The organism is Flavihumibacter stibioxidans (assembly GCF_014332695.1).
Lineage (GTDB): Bacteria > Bacteroidota > Bacteroidia > Chitinophagales > Chitinophagaceae > Flavihumibacter > Flavihumibacter stibioxidans.
Window position 1 is genome coordinate 79,241 of record NZ_MBUA01000030.1, and the last position, 16,226, is coordinate 95,466.

A 16,226-nucleotide genomic window follows, 5' to 3' on the forward strand; every position below is an offset into this window, starting at 1 on the left:
AATTAAAGATAATCCGAATTTGTACGAACACAGGATGAATTCAAACAGGTTCTGAACGATGGCGCCGGGATTATCAGGCTCCTTTAGCGCCTTTGAGGAGATAAATAAGCTGCGGAAAATTATTGATATTGTTTTTCTGTAACATGCGCCGGCGATGGGTTTTAACCGTTTCCTCGCTGATGAATAACTGTCCGGCAATTTGTTTGGAAGAAAGCCCCTGTCCCACCAGTTGCGCAATTTCCATTTCGCGACTGGTCAGCTGCAATGAAGTATTCCTCACCGGCAACTGGCTCTTATACAACCGGTGAAAAGCCATCTGCACAGCTACCAGCAACTGCCTGTCGTTAAAAGGTTTGACCACATACATCACAGGATCAACAGCAGCAGCCGATTCAACCGTATTCGTATCGGTGTATGCGGTAAGAAAAATCACCTGGCTGTTGTATAATGTCCTGATTTGTTTTGCCAGCTCAATACCATTGAGTTCACCTTTTATATTAATATCGCAGATGATCACCTGCGGTGCTTTTTCCCGGCAGATCCGCATGGCAGTATCTGCGTCCTTTGCAATACCCGCAATGGCGTAATCTTCCTGTTCCAGCAGCTCTGAAATACTCATGGCGCTGATCAGCTCATCCTCAACAATAAGCACAGATTCGGCATTGTTCATATTATACTTCCATTTCGATGATAAATTCGGTTCCATTATTATTAACAATATTCATTTCGGCATCCAGTTGGGTCACCAGGGTGTGTACCAGTTTCATCCCGAAAGAAGCATTGTTTTCCGCTTCGTTCCCATCACCCATACCACGGCCGTTATCTGCCACACGAAGTATATAACCAGATACGCCATCCTGCCTGAAGGAAACCCAGACCTTAGGATCAGTGTCCGGGCCAAAAGCATGCTTACATGCATTACTCAGTAATTCATTTACGATCAGTCCGATTGGGATAGCACTGTCGATATCGACCATTTTATTATCCAGTTTAACATCAAGGGAAATAAGTCCCTCTTCTGCACCATAACTGGCAGCCACCAATTTTACCAGCGACCTGAGATAGTTTTCCATTTCAACCTCCGTTACATTTTCATGCTGGTAGAGGCTCTTGTGGATCAGCGCCATCGCTTCAATACGGGTGCGGCTCGACATCAGTGATTGCCGGGCATGGTCATCCTCCATCCGGTTGTATTGCAATGCCAGCAGGCTGGAAATCACCTGCAGGTTATTTTTCACCCGGTGATGAAGTTCCTTCATCAGGGTTTCGATCCTTGCATTGCGTTCATTTGCCAGGAGGATCGATTGTTCCAGTTCCATCGCCTTCTTTTCAAGTTCAGCTTTTTGCAGGTCAATTTTCCGGTTGAGCAACAGCAGTTCTGTATTCTGCCGGTTCACCCGTTCCCTTTCATCAATATAACTGGTGCGAAACACCACTATGGTGATGGTAGTAAATAGAGTCGAAAGAAAAATGGTGGCCATATAATCCTGTATCCGCACAAGCGTGGAAGCATATCCAACCACCCAGGCCGGGTTGAAATATTCCAGCAACAACAAAGTCAGGATGGTACCATAAGAAAGGGTAAATACCAGGAACTGGTAACGCGGGTGAACGATCATCAGCATAATGGTCAGGAACATAACCACTAGATAGATGATCGTCCCGGAAGAACCATCATTAAAAAAATATATCCCGCTCATGAACAGCATGGTGAGTATCAGATAACTGATCGTGATCTGTACATTGAAAACTCTTTTAATTCGGGAGAGATAAAATATCACCATCGATGTAAGCCCGCCGAGAAATCCGGGCCAGATGGTAAGCGGGTGCAGACCTAATACCCAGTTACTGGTGGAAGCGATAAAAGCGAATGCCGTGATAAAAAAACTGGTGCTGTTAAACACCTGGTGTTCCAGTTTAAATGAATCCTTATCGCCTGCTATAAACCAAAGCCATTTTTTCATATAATTCAACGCTACCAATCCTGAATATATTAAACAAAACGCAAATCCTTTGAAAACAAAACTGGCGAATACTGGTGGTTGGGAATGGCTAATACTGGCGGAGGGAATCAGGAATCCGGGCTGCTGGAACCTGGACCTCCCCCCGGCCAAACAAACCCAAACTAATCAATCACTTATGATTATCAACAAATTAAGTGATACAATAAATATTTTTCCCATATACCTTGTAAATCCGGTATTTCCACATTAGCTTTGGATTACAAAGTACTTTTTCATGAAAGCAGAACAGGATTATATTCGGGATATAGCGGAGATGCGTTCTATGATGGAGCGTTCCTCCAAATTTCTGTCGCTCTCCGGCTGGGCAGGCATCATGGCAGGTATATATGCCTTATCGGGCGCCTTTATCGCCTACAGGATATTGTATTTTAATCCGGATGAAATCGTTTACGATACCATAAAGAGTGGCAACCTGTCGTTCAGCCTGTTGAAAGTGATGCTGCTGGCCATTACCATCCTGGTGCTTGCCCTGGGAACTGCCATTTTTCTTTCCTATAAAAAGGCTGGAAAAAGAGGCGAAAAACTTTGGAACCCCATTGCGAAGCGACTGCTGATCAATATGGCGGTTCCCCTGACAGCGGGCGGGATCCTGATACTTATCCTGGTCTCAAAAGGACTGATCGGACTGATCGCCCCTTTTACATTGTTATTCTATGGCCTGGCATTGTATAATGCCAGCAAGTTCACTTACGAAGACATAAGGGTATTAGGCCTGGTTGAAATCGCGTTGGGCCTGGTCAGTTCCTTCTATATAGGTTATGGATTAATATTCTGGGCACTGGGATTTGGGGTGGCCCATATTATTTATGGCATCTATATGCATTACAGGTACGAGAGATGAAAATATCCATCAATAGTTTTCACAAAGCATTTGAGAGCAGGATCCGGCTCGGCATCATGTCGGCACTGGCGGTAAATGATATGCTTGATTTCAATACCCTGAAGGAATACCTGGATGTAACCGATGGCAACCTGGCCAGCCATATCAAGGCATTGGAAAAAGAGGGGTTCATTGATGTAAAAAAATCATTCGTCGGGAAAAAACCCAACACAAAATATTTCATGACCAATGAAGGAAAAAAAGCTTTTGACAATCACCTGAAAGCATTGGAAAACCTGATCAGGGGAGTTTCAGAATAGCTGCAGACGCTTTTCCCTGATCACGGACAGATCGGGACAAATTAGCAGCAATTTTTTCCGAATCGCCATGACAGAGTGTAACAATACAGCAATACCGACCATATATACTGCATCCATCGGTGCATGGAAAGCATCTGGAAAAATATACCGGCCAATGCGGTGAGACTGTTCGCATTTAACCTCGCATTATGCCTTGAAACTGTATTGGGACTGGATGGCACATTTTGGGATTAACCATATTAAACGCATATACGCATGAAAGACAAAATACTTGGCAACCTGAACGATCCAGGGCAACTTGAAAGGATGTACCGCTCCAACAAAATGCAATTCAAGCGTGAATTCCTGGCAGTCTATCCGGATCTGAAAGGCAGTCCCCTGGCGGACTACTGGCATGAAAGGCTCAGCTATGAAAGTGACGAGATCAACTGGGGCAGTGGCCGCGAATTACTGATGGTGCTACTGGCTGCGCTGGTTGGCGGTTTGATCGCCAAGCTGCCGGCCATTTTATCCATAAACGAAGAGTTCTTTTATTCCAGGAATATCGGCTTTATAATTTTTCCGTTGCTTACCGCCTATTTCGCCTGGAAAAATAAAATGTCCATGGGCAAAATAGCCTTGGTGGCTGGCGTCAGTATCGCCGGACTGGTATTCATCAATTCTCTTCCGGATGTGAACAAAAGTGATACAACGGTTCTCTCCTGTATTCACCTGCTCCTGGTGCTCTGGTCCTTGCTGGGATTTGCATTTGTGGGGGAAAACCGGAATAATAGCGATGCGCGTCTTGGATTTTTAAAATACAATGGTGACCTGGTCGTTATAACAACCCTCATCGTGATCGCAGGCATTATACTGAGTGGTATTACCATTGGACTTTTCACGATCATCGGGTATGATATCAGGGAATTCTATTTTATGAATATTGTAATCTTCGGGCTTCCGGCAGTTCCGATACTGGGCACCTATCTGACCCAAACCAATCCACAGCTGGTCGGAAAAGTGTCGCCGGTTATTGCCAGAATTTTCAGTCCGCTTGTTTTGTTCATGCTTACAGTTTACCTGGTTGCAATGATTTTCTCGGGCAAGGACCCATATAATGACCGGGAGTTTCTCCTGGTCTTCAATGCACTGCTAATTGGTGTGATGGCGATCATTTTCTTTTCGGTTGCCGAATCATCACGGTCCGCCAAATCCAACCTGGAAATCTGGGTACTGACCCTGCTTTCAGTGATGACCATCATTGTAAACAGCATTGCGTTGTCGGCCATTTTGTTCCGTATTGCTGAATGGGGTATTACACCCAACAGGATGGCGGTGCTGGGGAGCAATGTTTTGATTCTGGCAAACCTGCTTTGGGTAACGATCAGATTATTCAGGGTGGTTTCAAAGAAAGCCGGCATCAATGAGGTAGGGAAAACGATAGCTTATTTCCTGCCGGTTTATTTCATTTGGACAGTTATTGTAACTTTTGTTTTTCCGCTGATTTTCGGGTTTAAATAAGGGATGCGGAAGCTGCTGTACGATAGCATAGTAAGGTGTTAAAACTGACCTGCAAGAATTGGTGTCAGGGACAACAGGCATTTGGGTGCCTTCACCTACAATAAAAAAGAAAACCCGCTCTTATAGCGGGTTTTCTTTTTTATATGTCGGGAAGACAGGATTCGAACCTGCGACCCCCTGGTCCCAAACCAGGTGCGCTACCGGCCTGCGCTACTTCCCGGACCCTGAAACCGGCGATGGTCCGATTAAAGAGGCTGCAAAGGTAGGGTTTCAGGTTATTTCTTCCAATAATTCATGAAAAAAATTATTTGAGCGCTGCACTGCTTTTACTTTCCCTGAAGAACAGGACAAAATAAACCAGCACAGCGGCGGCAATTCCGGCCGGAACCAGCCATACCCCCTGCCAGTTGTGACCGGTCCCTGTAGTATAATGCTCTGCCACAAATCCCGAAAACCAGGTGCCGATAAACATTCCCAGCCCATAAGTGGCGAAAGTGAACAATCCCTGTGCGGCATTCTTGTTCTTCTCCCCTGCCTTCTTCTCTGAATACATATACCCCGTCACAAAAAAGAAATCGTAACAAACCCCATGAAGAATGATGCCGGCAAACAACATCCAGCTATCCGGATTGCCATAACCATAAGCGAAGAGCACATAACGCAGGATCCAGGCAAGGATGCCTATCAACAACATATTCTTGACACCTATCCTGTTGAACAGAAGAGGAATGGCCAGGATAAACAATCCTTCCGACACCTGTCCCAGGATCATTTTACCGGCGGCGTTCTGCATGCCGATTTCGTTCAGGAAAGGATTTGCGAATCCATAGTAAAATGCCAACGGTATGCATACCAGTATGGCCGCAATAAAGAAAACGAGGTAAGGCTTATCCTTCAGCAACACAAAAGCTTCGGAACCAAAAACGCTTGTACCTGTACCGGCCTCCTTCCCTTTGGGTGGCGTATTGGGCAACAGGAAACTGAATAAGCCCAATGCGGCTGACACAACCGCTGCCAGGTGAAAAGTAGTGGCGGATTTTTCGATCTCCATGTTACCCACAAGGGTACCCGCAACGATCCAGCCGATGGTGCCAAAGACCCTGATCCAGGGAAACTGTTTCCCGGGATCGGTCATCTGCGAAAAAGCCACACTGTTCGACAATGCAATGGTGGGCATATAAAGCAGTGAATATATCAGGATGACCCAGTAAAACGCAGTATTGTCCGTGATCTTTGTGGCCAATACCAGCAGCCCGGCACCTAACAGGTGTAATACCCCCATGATCTTCTGCGCGGCAAAAAAACGGTCAGCCACCATGCCAACAAATACAGGCGAAATCATGGTGGCAATGGCCAGGGCACTGAAGGCAGCACCCACATGCACATCTGTGGAGCCGAGGTTCGCTTTCATATAAGTACCCATCGTTACATACCAGGCACTCCAGATAAAATACTGTAAGAACATCATCAGTGCAAGGGATGCGCCCGTCATTTTTTTCATGCCATACTTTTTAAACAGAAATCAATTCCTCAATTTAGAATATGTATTTTATTTTCATTCAAATTATGATATGAGATTTTTATCTGTTTTAATTGCACTGACCACCTTGTCGCTAACGCTGGCTGCCCAGAAAAGATATGCAGGTAAAAAAGCCCAACTGAGCTACCTGAAATCCGATGGTTCACCCGCCAGTGAAAAAGAAGCCCAACTCATGGTGGCGATCACCAAAGTGAATGACACAGCCTGGCGTAAAGACCAGTACCAATCCAATGGACCCATCCAAACCAGCCAGTACTTTAAGACAAAAGAACTTGACCTTGCCCACGGGCCGACTGTCGTTTACCGTCCACATGGATTGGCAGAATCGTTCGGGACTTACCTGGAAGGGAAACAACATGGCGATTGGTATTTTGTAAATGATACCGGCAGGATCTATCTGCAGAAAAGATTTGACCAGGGAAAACTGCTGGAAACCATTGACCTGTTAAACAAGCCTGAAGAAAAGAAGCCCAAAGAAGAAGGGGTGGAATCCAGTTTTGAAGGTGGTATCAGGGGATGGACCAGTTACCTCCAGGAGAACCTGCGTTACCCCAAAAAAGCCATCCAAAATGATATACAGGGCAGGGTCTCCGTTTTCTTCTCTGTAGAAAAAGATGGCACCGTCAGCGATCTTTTCCTTTTCAGGTCGGTTGAATATTCACTCGACCAGGAGACAGCCAGGCTGATAGAAGCCGGACCGAAGTGGATCCCTGCCACCCTCAACAGGGAACCTGTTCGCAGTTTCAAACTCCAACCGGTCACCTACCGCTTTCAATGAGTGTGGATGGATCTGAGTGATACCACCCGAACCGATTTCATATTTCCTCCGGCAGGCAAATTCAACCGAAAGCGGGAATAGGGACTGGAGGGAAAAAACAATTCCGTCATCACGGTGAGGCCTTTATCGGCGAACAATTCGATGGAACTCTGGTCTACCAGCAGGGTTACCTTACGGCCTGGCGTAGCCGAAAATACCGGAGCGCTGTGCCTTCCCGCGAATTCCTTGTGGAATGAGCTGGCTCCTGAGCGGCTCCTGTCGATATAGTATTGGCCTGATGCCTTGTCAAAACCCAATTCCAACTCCTCTCCCACCTCGTTGGAAAACACCAGGTTCCAGGCGGATAAGCCGGTCGCATCCAATTCAATGAGCGCCGGCAATTGGATGGGTGCCGGCGAAGGCAACAACTCAGTTTCAGGGGCCCCGATATTCCGGTACAACCTGGGCTTCCCTTCCAGCCTTTTCAATTCCGGCACCGGCCGGGATGCCAGCAGGAGCTTATCCCCTGCTGCCTGCAGACTAAGTTCCCGGGGAACTGTCATCGCATTGCGCCAGTTCTTGGTAGGCACTTCATTGGCATAGTTCCAGTTGCTCATCCAGCCGATCAATATGCGACGGTCGCCGGTATTGCTCCAGGTGATACCCGCATAATTATCCGGACCAAAATCCATCCAACGTGGATCAGTATGCGAAGCAACAAACCTGCTGCCGTCAAAATCGCCCAGGAAGTATTGCGTACCGGAACCACCATTAGGCGCTCCCGGGTTCAGGTTTACGATCAGTACCCAGATTTTTTTACCGTTATAATCGAATGCAACCAAATCGGGACATTCCCACACACCGCCGTGTGCGCCAAGGTTTTTCCCGAATTCAGATTCGTATTTCCAGTTCTTTAAATCAGGGGAGGAATAAAATTCGATCTGGTCTTTCACGGCCAGGGTCATGATCCACTTTTTACCGGGCTCATACCACAATACCTTGGGGTCACGGAAATCAGTGCTCTCCGGTTTCCGCAAAACGGGGTTGCCGGCATATTTCGTCCAGGTCTTTCCTTCGTCGTTGCTGTAAGCCAGGCTCTGGTACTGGAAATTCTTTCCGCCTGTTTGTGACGGATCAACATGGTGGGTAAAAATGGCCACCAGCGGGCCTTTCCCATCGCGGCCGAATCCGGAGGTGTTATTCCTGTCATACACAGCACTGCCGGAAAAAATAAAACCCAGGGTGTCGGGATACAGTTTAATGGACTGTTCTTCCCAATGAACGAGGTCCTTGCTGGTTGCATGTCCCCAGTGCATTGGCCCCCAGGTGGTGCCCCCGGGATAATGCTGATAGAACAAATGATAAACCCCATTGTGGTACACCATTCCATTGGGATCATTCACCCAATGTTTCTTTGGTGAGAAATGAATCTGCGGACGGTATGGTTCCTGGTGCCATGGCAGGGTATCCTGGGCAAGGCTGGTGGAGTAATGGCTGGTGATTGCCGTCAGTATCGCCAGGTATATCGATATTTTTTTCATGGTGTGTTTTTTTAAAAGTGTCTGACGTTTAGGATTACTGAATTCACCGGACGCAAACGTCAGACACTATTCAAGACACCTAAAGAGTGGAAAGAAAACTTACCACATCACGGATCTCTTTTTTACTGAGGACCTGCTTCATATCCGGCATGCTGGAAGATGCGTTAATCCTTTTCTCCACCAGGTTTTTGGGAATGGTTTCGTTTGGCCCATCCCCTGTTTTGATCACCAGGGATGCCCCATTTTCCTCCATCAGCACACCTGATATCATTTTACCATCCTTCATTTTCAGTGTCACCATCGCAAAGCCCGGTGCCAGCCGGGCACTGGGATTGATCAGGGCCTCCAGCAACTGGGGTCTTGTGAGCCTGGTTGAAACCTCATTCAGTCGGGGACCAGCATTTCCACCATAATCATCAATGGCATGACAGCGGATACACTGCGCCGCCTGGTTTCGGAAAAATATTCCCCTGCCCCTCTCCGGATTGCCGCCATAAAGGCTGCCGGCATAAGCTGCTGAAGACGCATCAGGCGACAGCTTTGCACTAAGTTCGTCATACCTGGTTTTTAATGCCACAGAGCGGGTGCTGTCAATGGCCTCTGACAGTTCAATTAAGATATCCGGTGACAGTTCGCCCTTTGACATCTTATCCAGTTGTTGCCCGAAGACGGCAACCTGTGCAGCTCCGGCAGGCATATTACCCAATGTCAGGAGTGCAGCCTGTTTTTCCTCTGACGACCTGGTATTGATCACATTTGCCAGCAAGTCAACCATCAGGTCTGTGGGTAATGGCGTTTTCCCCAGCAGGTCAATTCCAACAACCCTCACTGATTTTTCCTTATCTGAAAGTGCCTGTTTGATGGCATCAGCCATGTGTTCCGATTTCAGGTTCGACAGCGCTTCCAGTGCAGCGATCCTTACCCCGGAATCAGAATCTTTTTTTAGCAGGGATGCCAGTACCGGATCTGCTTCACGGATCTGAAGCTTGTTCACAGCTTTTGTTGCGGCGAGCCTGATCTGCGCATTTTTATGCTGCATCAGGCTCAGTAAAGGTCCTGATGTTTTCGCCCTTACAGGAGCTGGATCCCTTTCGACCGGCCCTCTCAGCCTCCCGTCTACCCTGTCAAGCACCGATGGTTTTATCCAGGTGCTCAATGCCGCAATTGCCTCCAGCCGCATATTAAGCGGATGGCCCTCCTTTTGCGCATAGACAAGCAGGTTGTGCATGGCCGCTTCCGTTCCCACACGCAGGTTTGCATTGATCATACGCCGGGTTAGCGCTTCATTAGAAAAGACAGTTTTGTTCAGCAAATTGCCAAGGGCCGGCAGGGAAGCCGTAATGGAAAGATCATCATTGATTGCCCTTGCTGCTTCGGTCACAATATATTCGTCCGAATCGGCCAAAAATTCGCTTACTCCCGGATGCCCCATCCTCCGCAAAGCCACTACTGCAGCGATGCGCAAGGCCCTTGAACTATCTTTTGACAAAGCCACCACCGGCCCGGGTTTTCCGATACGTGCAAGTGCCAGGCTGCCGGCATGCCGCAGGTAGGCATCCTCATCATTATTGGCCCGCAGCATGTCTATGATGGGCTGGATGGATGGCTCATAGGCAATTCTCCCCAGGGCTTCCGCTGCAAAAAAACGGGCACGGCTATACGAATCTTTCAGCAATGGCACCAGGGCGGATCCTGCTTCCTTATAACGAATATCGCCCAGCCATTTAGCCACCTGCGCCCTGATTTCATCATCCTTATCCTTCAGGTAAGGTAGCAGGATGGCAGCATGTTTGCTTTGTTTGCGGGCCAGCTGACTGATTCCCCAGACAGCATGCACCCTTGCCAATTGGTTTCCGGTCTGCTGCAGCTGTTGTGAAAAAACAGTCACCGATGCTTCTCCCCTTTTTACCAGTTCAAATTGTGCTTTTAAACGTACCCGCATATCCGCATTACCAAGGTAGCCTGCCAACTGATCAGGCTTAAGATTTTTGAAATCAGCTTCCAGCAATGATTTGGTCAGCTTTCTTTCGGGTAGGGCCGCGCCGGCTTTATCATCCAGTTTCCAGATACGGCCGAAAGGACCGGTTCCCCATCCTTCAATCCAATCTGCCACATACAATGCTCCGTCCGGACCAAAATCAAGTCCAGTAGGCAATACACCACCGACTATTTTTTCTGTTTCGCCCAGTTCAAAACCCGCGCCTTTCTGTTTCAGTGTAAAGCTGTGAATACCGGATCCGGCCGGGGTTCCAACAAATTCCGCAACGAAGAAATGGTTTTTATACCGGGGGCCCAATGCGGTTCCGGGATTGTACACAAATCCAGCCGGGCCACTTACATAGTTGGCAATACAGGGTGTGATATATGCTGCCTGCCCTTCGAAACGGGGCAGGTACATTTTTTCATCCATCCAGACTTTATAGCTATTGTTATTGGGATCATTGTATTTGCCGTATTGCCAGTTTGACCTCCAGCCTGCGTCCGAGCCATTTACGATATAAACCAGTCTTTCCTTTTCACCGGCATGGTCGCCATCATTGTCCTCGCTGACAAGGTTACCATATTCATCGAAAGTGAACTCATGGGTGTTGCGTAACCCCGCTGCAAATATTTCAAAATCGCTGCCATCCGGATTGGAGCGGGCGATTACACCGCTATTAGGGTGCTCCCATTTCTCTCCATCTGGTCCCTTGCCATTGAACCCGATATCACCGATCTGCCAGTAAATCTTACCGTCAGGACCCATTTCCACGCCTGACATTCCATGACCACTGAATCCGACATGCACCCCGTAGCCGGTGGAAATGGACGTTTTTTCATCGGCAATTCCATCACCATTTTTATCCTTCATTCGCCACAGGTCAGGTGCTACGGCCACAAAGAGATCGTCGCCATCGGCCAGCACACCACCTGCAACATCTGTGACCTCATCATGAAAATCATCCACCACCAGTTGTGACTGGTCTGCAACGCCGTCGCCGTTCAGGTCAACCAGCCTGTAAACGTTTTCCTTTTCAACAGTCAGGTCACGCCAGTCACGCGAGCTGTCACCGTTCACATCTGTCAGCCATTCATTGCGGGAGCTGTTTTCCGGCGACAATTCGGTGTGCAGGAATTTTCGTCTGTCCTCTACCGTTTGAAGGCTGATGGAGGCGATTTCCCAGTCGCGATGACCACGGATATCGAACTCTGAATTCACCTGCCGATTGGTTTTGGTATAATAGAGCCTGCCCTGGTCATCAATATCGATGGCAATGGGCGAAATTACCAGGGAGTCGATGCCCCATAAACCAATAGTCAATCCATCAGACAGTTGTGGCTTGATGACTGCTCCCACAGAATCTGAGAACCTGGCAGATATGGCAGGGTCAAATTGTTTGATACGCAGGTCAGTTGTTTCCTGTTTGCAGGAAACCATATTAAATACAAGCGGCAGCAACAGCAACCAGCAGGCTTTTTTCATTTCATGAAGTTTATCAGTAAACAATCCAGGTTTAAAATAGTCATTCCCACACTTATTACAAAAGGATTTTATGCAATAAGGCCTGGATTACCGACGAAAAAAGCCCGCAGCCCCCCCACCCGTCTGACGTGCGTCTGACATACGTCTGACGTACGTCAGACGCGCGTCAGACGCGTTAAATCCCAAGCAACCGGTAAAACTGCTTTAATATGGCAGGGTGACCGGGCCAGGCCGGGGAAGTGGTCAGGTTGCCTTCCGTGATCGCCTCTGAAACCGGTATCTCCCGGTAATTTCCTCCGGCGAGGGTAATTTCCGGACCAACGGCAGGATAGGCCGTAAGGGTTCGTCCCTTCACCACACCGGCGGCAGTAAGGATTTGTATACCATGGCAAATGGCCGCAACAGGTTTTCCCGTATCAAAAAAGTGGCGGGTAAATTCAAGCACTTTGCTGTTCAGCCTGGTGTACTCCGGCGCACGACCACCACAGACATACAAGCCGTCATAATCCGCAGGATTTACCTCATCAAAGTTTTTATTGATGGTGAAATTATGCCCCCTCAATTCCGCATAGGTCTGGAAACCGATAAAATCATGAATGGCGGTGGCAATATATTCACCCGATTTTTTACCCGGACAAACAGCATGCACTTCAAGGCCTAAGGACTGCAGTGCCTGGAAAGGAACCATTACTTCATAGTCTTCCACGAAATCGCCTGTCAGCATTAAAATTTTCTTGCCCATAAGATTTGTTTTAAAATAAAAGATTCACCAATGTAGTAAATCCGGCGGCAAAAAAATATGACCTGAAACCAGCGCTCCCAGACATTTTATGCAGCGGCATTCAACACCTTATCCAGCTGCTTTGAGTCCAGCTGTTTATCCCATCGCGCCACAACGATTGTGGCCACAGCATTACCAACCAGGTTGGTCAGGGCCCGGGCTTCCGACATGAACCTGTCGACACCAAGGATCAGGGTCATACCTGCCACCGGCACTTCCGGAACAACGGCAAGTGTGGCAGCAAGAGTAATAAAACCGGCGCCGGTAACCCCGGCAGCACCTTTGGAACTGAGCATGGCCACTAACAGGAGTACCACCTGGCTCCCTAAAGGCAGGTCAATATTACAAGCCTGTGCAATAAACAGGGCTGCCATGGTCATGTAAATATTCGTACCATCAAGGTTGAATGAATAACCTGTTGGGATTACCAGTCCTACCACCTGTTTTTCACAACCGGCCCTTTCCATTTTCCGCATCAGGGTTGGCAGGGCAGCCTCAGATGAACTGGTTCCGAGTACCAGGAATAGTTCTTCCTTAATATAGCGCAGGAGTTTAAAGATAGAGAAGCCATTGTACCAGGCAACCAGTCCAAGCACCACCACCACGAACAAAACTGAAGTGGCATAAAAAGTAACAACCAATGCTGCCAGGTTAACAATTGAATCGATCCCGTATTTACCAATGGTAAAAGCCATGGCGCCGAAAGCCCCCAGGGGAGCCAGTTTCATCAGTATCTCCACCACCTTGAAAACAGGATGTGTAACGGCATGCAGAAAATCGATCACCATTTTACTTTTTTCTGCAGTAAGGGAAAGCCCCACTCCAAATAATATCGCAGCGAACAATACCTGCAGGATATTGCTGCCCGTAAGTGGACTCATGAGCGTTTGCGGAATGATGTTCAGTACAAAATTAATCAACGTGGAATCATGCGCTGCGGATACGTACTTTTTAATCTCATTGGTATCAAGGGTGGACGGATCAATATTCAATCCATTTCCGGGCTGTACCAGGTTACTGATAATCATTCCCACAATCAGTGCCAGCGTGGAAAAGGTAAGAAAATATAACATGGATTTGCCTGCCACCCGGCCTACCTTATTGAGGTCGCTCATAGATGCAATGCCCACTGAAACCGTCAGGAAAATTACGGGGGCAATGATCATCTTGATCAACTGGATGAATCCATCACCCAGGGGCTTCATTTGTTCACCTAGGGTGGGATAAAAATATCCAAGAGCAACACCAATGGCGATGGCCACCAGTACCTGAACATACAGGATTTTATGAAGAGGCTTTTTATCACCCGGTACACTTTCATTAACCTGATCCTGCTGAATCATAAATTTTAATCAATTTGTTTTAAACCTGCACTTAAAAGACTTACCAATTCAGCCCCTTCAGATGACAATGGTGATACCGTACAAATAAAAATAATAAAAATAATCCCAAATTACCGGCGCAGCAAACTCCCATTCATGTAAGAGCCCAAAACTATGACCCGTCAATTAATAATTTTATACGATTTATATAAGAGGAATCAATTACCATAGCAATGAATAAAGCGATAATCTGTTCTCTTTGTTTACTCGGCTCCATTCACGGTTTTAGCCAGGACACTGCCACGCAGAATATTTTATCTGCCAGGGATGACTCGGCAAAAGTGATCCGGCTTGCAGATTATGCCTATTCCTTCGTTGATTCAGATAAGGAAAAAGCCCGGAGACTATATGATGAACTGATGAGGGTCAGTAAGAAACTGGATTACCCCTATTGGATCGGGATGACCTGGTTCAACCTTGGTTATATGCATTCAAAGGAGGCAAAGGACAGGGAAGCCATCCAGGATTTCAACACAGCGCTGCAATACCTGGAAAAAACAAATCGAATTGACCAGGTTGCCAGCTGCCATCTTAATATAGGAGCCATTTCAGAAAGAATTGGAGACATCGGTCAAAAGATTAACTCCATGATGGAGGCCATCAGACTGCTGGAACCAACAAAGTATAAAGACCTGCTGATGTATGCCTATAACGGGGTGGGTGTTTCCTTTTATAACATGAACGATTTTTACAAGGGAGAAGTCTATTTCAAGAAATCGATTCAGATAGGCCGGGAGATCAAGGATTCCACCTCTATTATCAGTGCGCTGTACGGAGTAGCCAATTGTATCTCCTCTTCCGGAAAGTTTGAAGCAGCAGTACCTTTTGCGAAGGAATCGCTGGAAATTGCCCTGGCCACCAAAAATGATTATAACCTCAGCGTAGCCAACGCCTGCCTGTCGCAGTTGTACAGGAAATGGGGGAAGGGCCTGCTGGCAATTGAGCATGCCAGAAAAAGCTTTGGGCATGCCAAAGCCTGTGATGACAAGCACTATCAGCTCATCGGCCTGATGGATATGGCAGATGGCTATGGGTTATTGAAGGATCACAAAAAACGGATTGAATACCTGAACCAGGCATTGACAATAGCCCGGGAAAGCGGAACGGTTCTCCAGCTGGATGATATCTATAAAGGTTTATCCGAAGCATATGAAGGAGAGGGAAATTACCAGAAAGCGCTTGACTACTACAAGCAATCTATCGTCAACCTCGACAGTACCAACAATTTAGAGAACAGGAAAAATGTGGCGGAACTGGAGATCCGCTACCAGACAGCACAGAAAGAAATTCAATTACAGAAGAGCCGGCAATATACCCTGCTCAGTATTGGCGCAGCCCTGGTAACTTTACTGGTTGCGGGATTGATCTTCCTGCAATACAAAAGCAGGAAAAAATTGCACGAACGTCAACTGCAGTCTTTACAGAAAGACAGCGAAATACAGCAGTTGCACGCCCTTATGCAGGGCGAAGAAAAAGAACGCAGCAGGATCGCAAAAGACTTACACGACGGAGTGGCAGGGATGCTGGCGGCGGCCAAAATGCATCTGGAAAGTGTGGGCTCAGAACAGGAAGCGTTCACAAAGGATACTGAATATGTAAAGGGTATCGGGTTATTGAACGACGCCGCGGTGGAATTACGTAAAACATCACACAACCTGATGCCAGAGGTCTTAATTCAGTACGGGCTTGACCAGGCAATCCGCAGGTATTGCAATAATATCAACAGTGGCAGGACTTTGTCGGTGGAGTACAATTCACTGGGCAAGATCGGCAGGTTCAATAACAGTTTTGAATTGTCTGTTTACCGGATCGTACAGGAACTGCTGAATAATATTGTAAAGCACTCCAGGGCTAAAGAGGCAATTGTTCAGGTAAGCCGGTACGATGGCATTTTGTCAATCACCATTGAGGATAACGGGGTAGGATTCAGTGCAGGAAAGGATCAGCCGGAAGGCATGGGATTAAAGAGCCTGTCGTCCAGGGTAAAGGCAATTAACGGAAAAATGGAACTTGTTTCAGAACCGGGGAGTGGCGTGAGTGCCTATCTGGAATTTGACCTGATGGGGCTGGATAAAAAATAAACGGAACAAATCAGTTG

At 47.4% G+C, this 16,226-nt stretch carries 12 protein-coding genes and 1 tRNA gene; 5 read left to right on the top strand and 8 right to left on the bottom strand.

The window, feature by feature from the left end; all coding sequences use genetic code 11:
* Positions 1 to 73: 73 nt before the first annotated feature.
* The gene (locus tag BC349_RS18445) at positions 74 to 706 is read right to left on the bottom strand and encodes a response regulator transcription factor (RefSeq protein WP_187258273.1); all 633 of its coding nucleotides are present in this window, start codon (positions 704 to 706) and stop codon (positions 74 to 76) included.
* Positions 672 to 1,964, bottom strand: a complete 1,293-nt coding sequence (locus BC349_RS18450) for a sensor histidine kinase (protein WP_187258274.1) — start codon at positions 1,962 to 1,964, stop codon at positions 672 to 674. The genes BC349_RS18445 and BC349_RS18450 overlap by 35 nt, the downstream gene beginning before the upstream one ends.
* Positions 1,965 to 2,238: 274 nt before the next feature.
* On the opposite strand from BC349_RS18450, the gene BC349_RS18455 reads away from it, so the two are divergent.
* The 3 genes from BC349_RS18455 (at position 2,239) to BC349_RS18465 (ending at position 4,664) form a co-directional block, all read left to right on the top strand.
* Complete coding sequence (locus BC349_RS18455) at positions 2,239 to 2,865, top strand: hypothetical protein (RefSeq protein WP_187258275.1); 627 nt, start codon at positions 2,239 to 2,241, stop codon at positions 2,863 to 2,865.
* Complete coding sequence (locus BC349_RS18460) at positions 2,862 to 3,164, top strand: winged helix-turn-helix domain-containing protein (RefSeq protein WP_187258276.1); 303 nt, start codon at positions 2,862 to 2,864, stop codon at positions 3,162 to 3,164. The genes BC349_RS18455 and BC349_RS18460 overlap by 4 nt, the downstream gene beginning before the upstream one ends.
* Positions 3,165 to 3,419: 255 nt before the next feature.
* Positions 3,420 to 4,664, top strand: a complete 1,245-nt coding sequence (locus BC349_RS18465; RefSeq protein ID WP_187258277.1) for a hypothetical protein — start codon at positions 3,420 to 3,422, stop codon at positions 4,662 to 4,664.
* A 146-nt stretch (positions 4,665 to 4,810) separates the two neighbouring features.
* Here the strand turns inward: BC349_RS18465 and BC349_RS18470 are convergent.
* Together BC349_RS18470 and BC349_RS18475 are read right to left on the bottom strand one after the other, a co-directional pair.
* Positions 4,811 to 4,884 (bottom strand) — tRNA-Pro (locus BC349_RS18470).
* Between the two features lie 84 nt (positions 4,885 to 4,968).
* A complete protein-coding gene (locus BC349_RS18475) occupies positions 4,969 to 6,165 on the bottom strand; it encodes a nucleoside permease (protein WP_187258278.1) in 1,197 nt (398 codons plus the stop codon).
* Positions 6,166 to 6,235: 70 nt separating this feature from the next.
* On the opposite strand from BC349_RS18475, the gene BC349_RS18480 reads away from it, so the two are divergent.
* On the top strand, positions 6,236 to 6,982 hold the full coding sequence (locus tag BC349_RS18480; protein ID WP_187258279.1) for an energy transducer TonB: 747 nt from the start codon (positions 6,236 to 6,238) through the stop codon (positions 6,980 to 6,982).
* Here BC349_RS18480 and BC349_RS18485 read toward each other — a convergent pair.
* From BC349_RS18485 to BC349_RS18500, 4 genes are all read right to left on the bottom strand, one after another.
* A complete protein-coding gene (locus BC349_RS18485) occupies positions 6,976 to 8,502 on the bottom strand; it encodes a glycoside hydrolase family 32 protein (protein ID WP_187258280.1) in 1,527 nt (508 codons plus the stop codon). The two genes, BC349_RS18480 and BC349_RS18485, sit on opposite strands and share 7 nt — an antisense overlap.
* Before the next feature lie 79 nt (positions 8,503 to 8,581).
* Positions 8,582 to 11,965 (bottom strand): DUF7133 domain-containing protein, encoded by a 3,384-nt coding sequence (locus BC349_RS18490; protein WP_187258281.1) that lies wholly within the window; start codon positions 11,963 to 11,965, stop codon positions 8,582 to 8,584.
* Between the two features lie 175 nt (positions 11,966 to 12,140).
* Positions 12,141 to 12,707 carry a DJ-1/PfpI family protein gene (locus BC349_RS18495; protein WP_187258282.1) on the bottom strand — a complete coding sequence of 189 codons (567 nt, stop codon included), beginning with the start codon at positions 12,705 to 12,707 and terminating at the stop codon, positions 12,141 to 12,143.
* Positions 12,708 to 12,793: 86 nt separating this feature from the next.
* On the bottom strand, positions 12,794 to 14,089 hold the full coding sequence (locus BC349_RS18500) for a dicarboxylate/amino acid:cation symporter (protein ID WP_187258283.1): 1,296 nt from the start codon (positions 14,087 to 14,089) through the stop codon (positions 12,794 to 12,796).
* 212 nt (positions 14,090 to 14,301) lie between these two features.
* Between BC349_RS18500 and BC349_RS18505 the strand changes: the two genes are divergently transcribed.
* Complete coding sequence (locus BC349_RS18505) at positions 14,302 to 16,209, top strand: tetratricopeptide repeat-containing sensor histidine kinase (protein ID WP_187258284.1); 1,908 nt, start codon at positions 14,302 to 14,304, stop codon at positions 16,207 to 16,209.
* Positions 16,210 to 16,226: the final 17 nt, after the last annotated feature.

Excerpts from the sequence above, each read along its gene's own strand:
- BC349_RS18455 (WP_187258275.1), top strand. The coding sequence starts at position 2,239 with ATGAAAGCAGAACAGGATTATATTCGGGATATAGCGGAGATGCGTTCT.
- BC349_RS18460 (WP_187258276.1), top strand. The coding sequence starts at position 2,862 with ATGAAAATATCCATCAATAGTTTTCACAAAGCATTTGAGAGCAGGATC.
- BC349_RS18445 (WP_187258273.1), bottom strand. The coding sequence starts at position 706 with ATGGAACCGAATTTATCATCGAAATGGAAGTATAATATGAACAATGCC.
- BC349_RS18480 (WP_187258279.1), top strand. The coding sequence starts at position 6,236 with ATGAGATTTTTATCTGTTTTAATTGCACTGACCACCTTGTCGCTAACG.
- BC349_RS18475 (WP_187258278.1), bottom strand. The coding sequence starts at position 6,165 with ATGAAAAAAATGACGGGCGCATCCCTTGCACTGATGATGTTCTTACAG.
- BC349_RS18490 (WP_187258281.1), bottom strand. The coding sequence starts at position 11,965 with ATGAAAAAAGCCTGCTGGTTGCTGTTGCTGCCGCTTGTATTTAATATG.
- BC349_RS18485 (WP_187258280.1), bottom strand. The coding sequence starts at position 8,502 with ATGAAAAAAATATCGATATACCTGGCGATACTGACGGCAATCACCAGC.
- BC349_RS18450 (WP_187258274.1), bottom strand. The coding sequence starts at position 1,964 with ATGAAAAAATGGCTTTGGTTTATAGCAGGCGATAAGGATTCATTTAAA.
- BC349_RS18495 (WP_187258282.1), bottom strand. The coding sequence starts at position 12,707 with ATGGGCAAGAAAATTTTAATGCTGACAGGCGATTTCGTGGAAGACTAT.
- BC349_RS18505 (WP_187258284.1), top strand. The coding sequence starts at position 14,302 with ATGAATAAAGCGATAATCTGTTCTCTTTGTTTACTCGGCTCCATTCAC.
- BC349_RS18500 (WP_187258283.1), bottom strand. The coding sequence starts at position 14,089 with ATGATTCAGCAGGATCAGGTTAATGAAAGTGTACCGGGTGATAAAAAG.
- BC349_RS18465 (WP_187258277.1), top strand. The coding sequence starts at position 3,420 with ATGAAAGACAAAATACTTGGCAACCTGAACGATCCAGGGCAACTTGAA.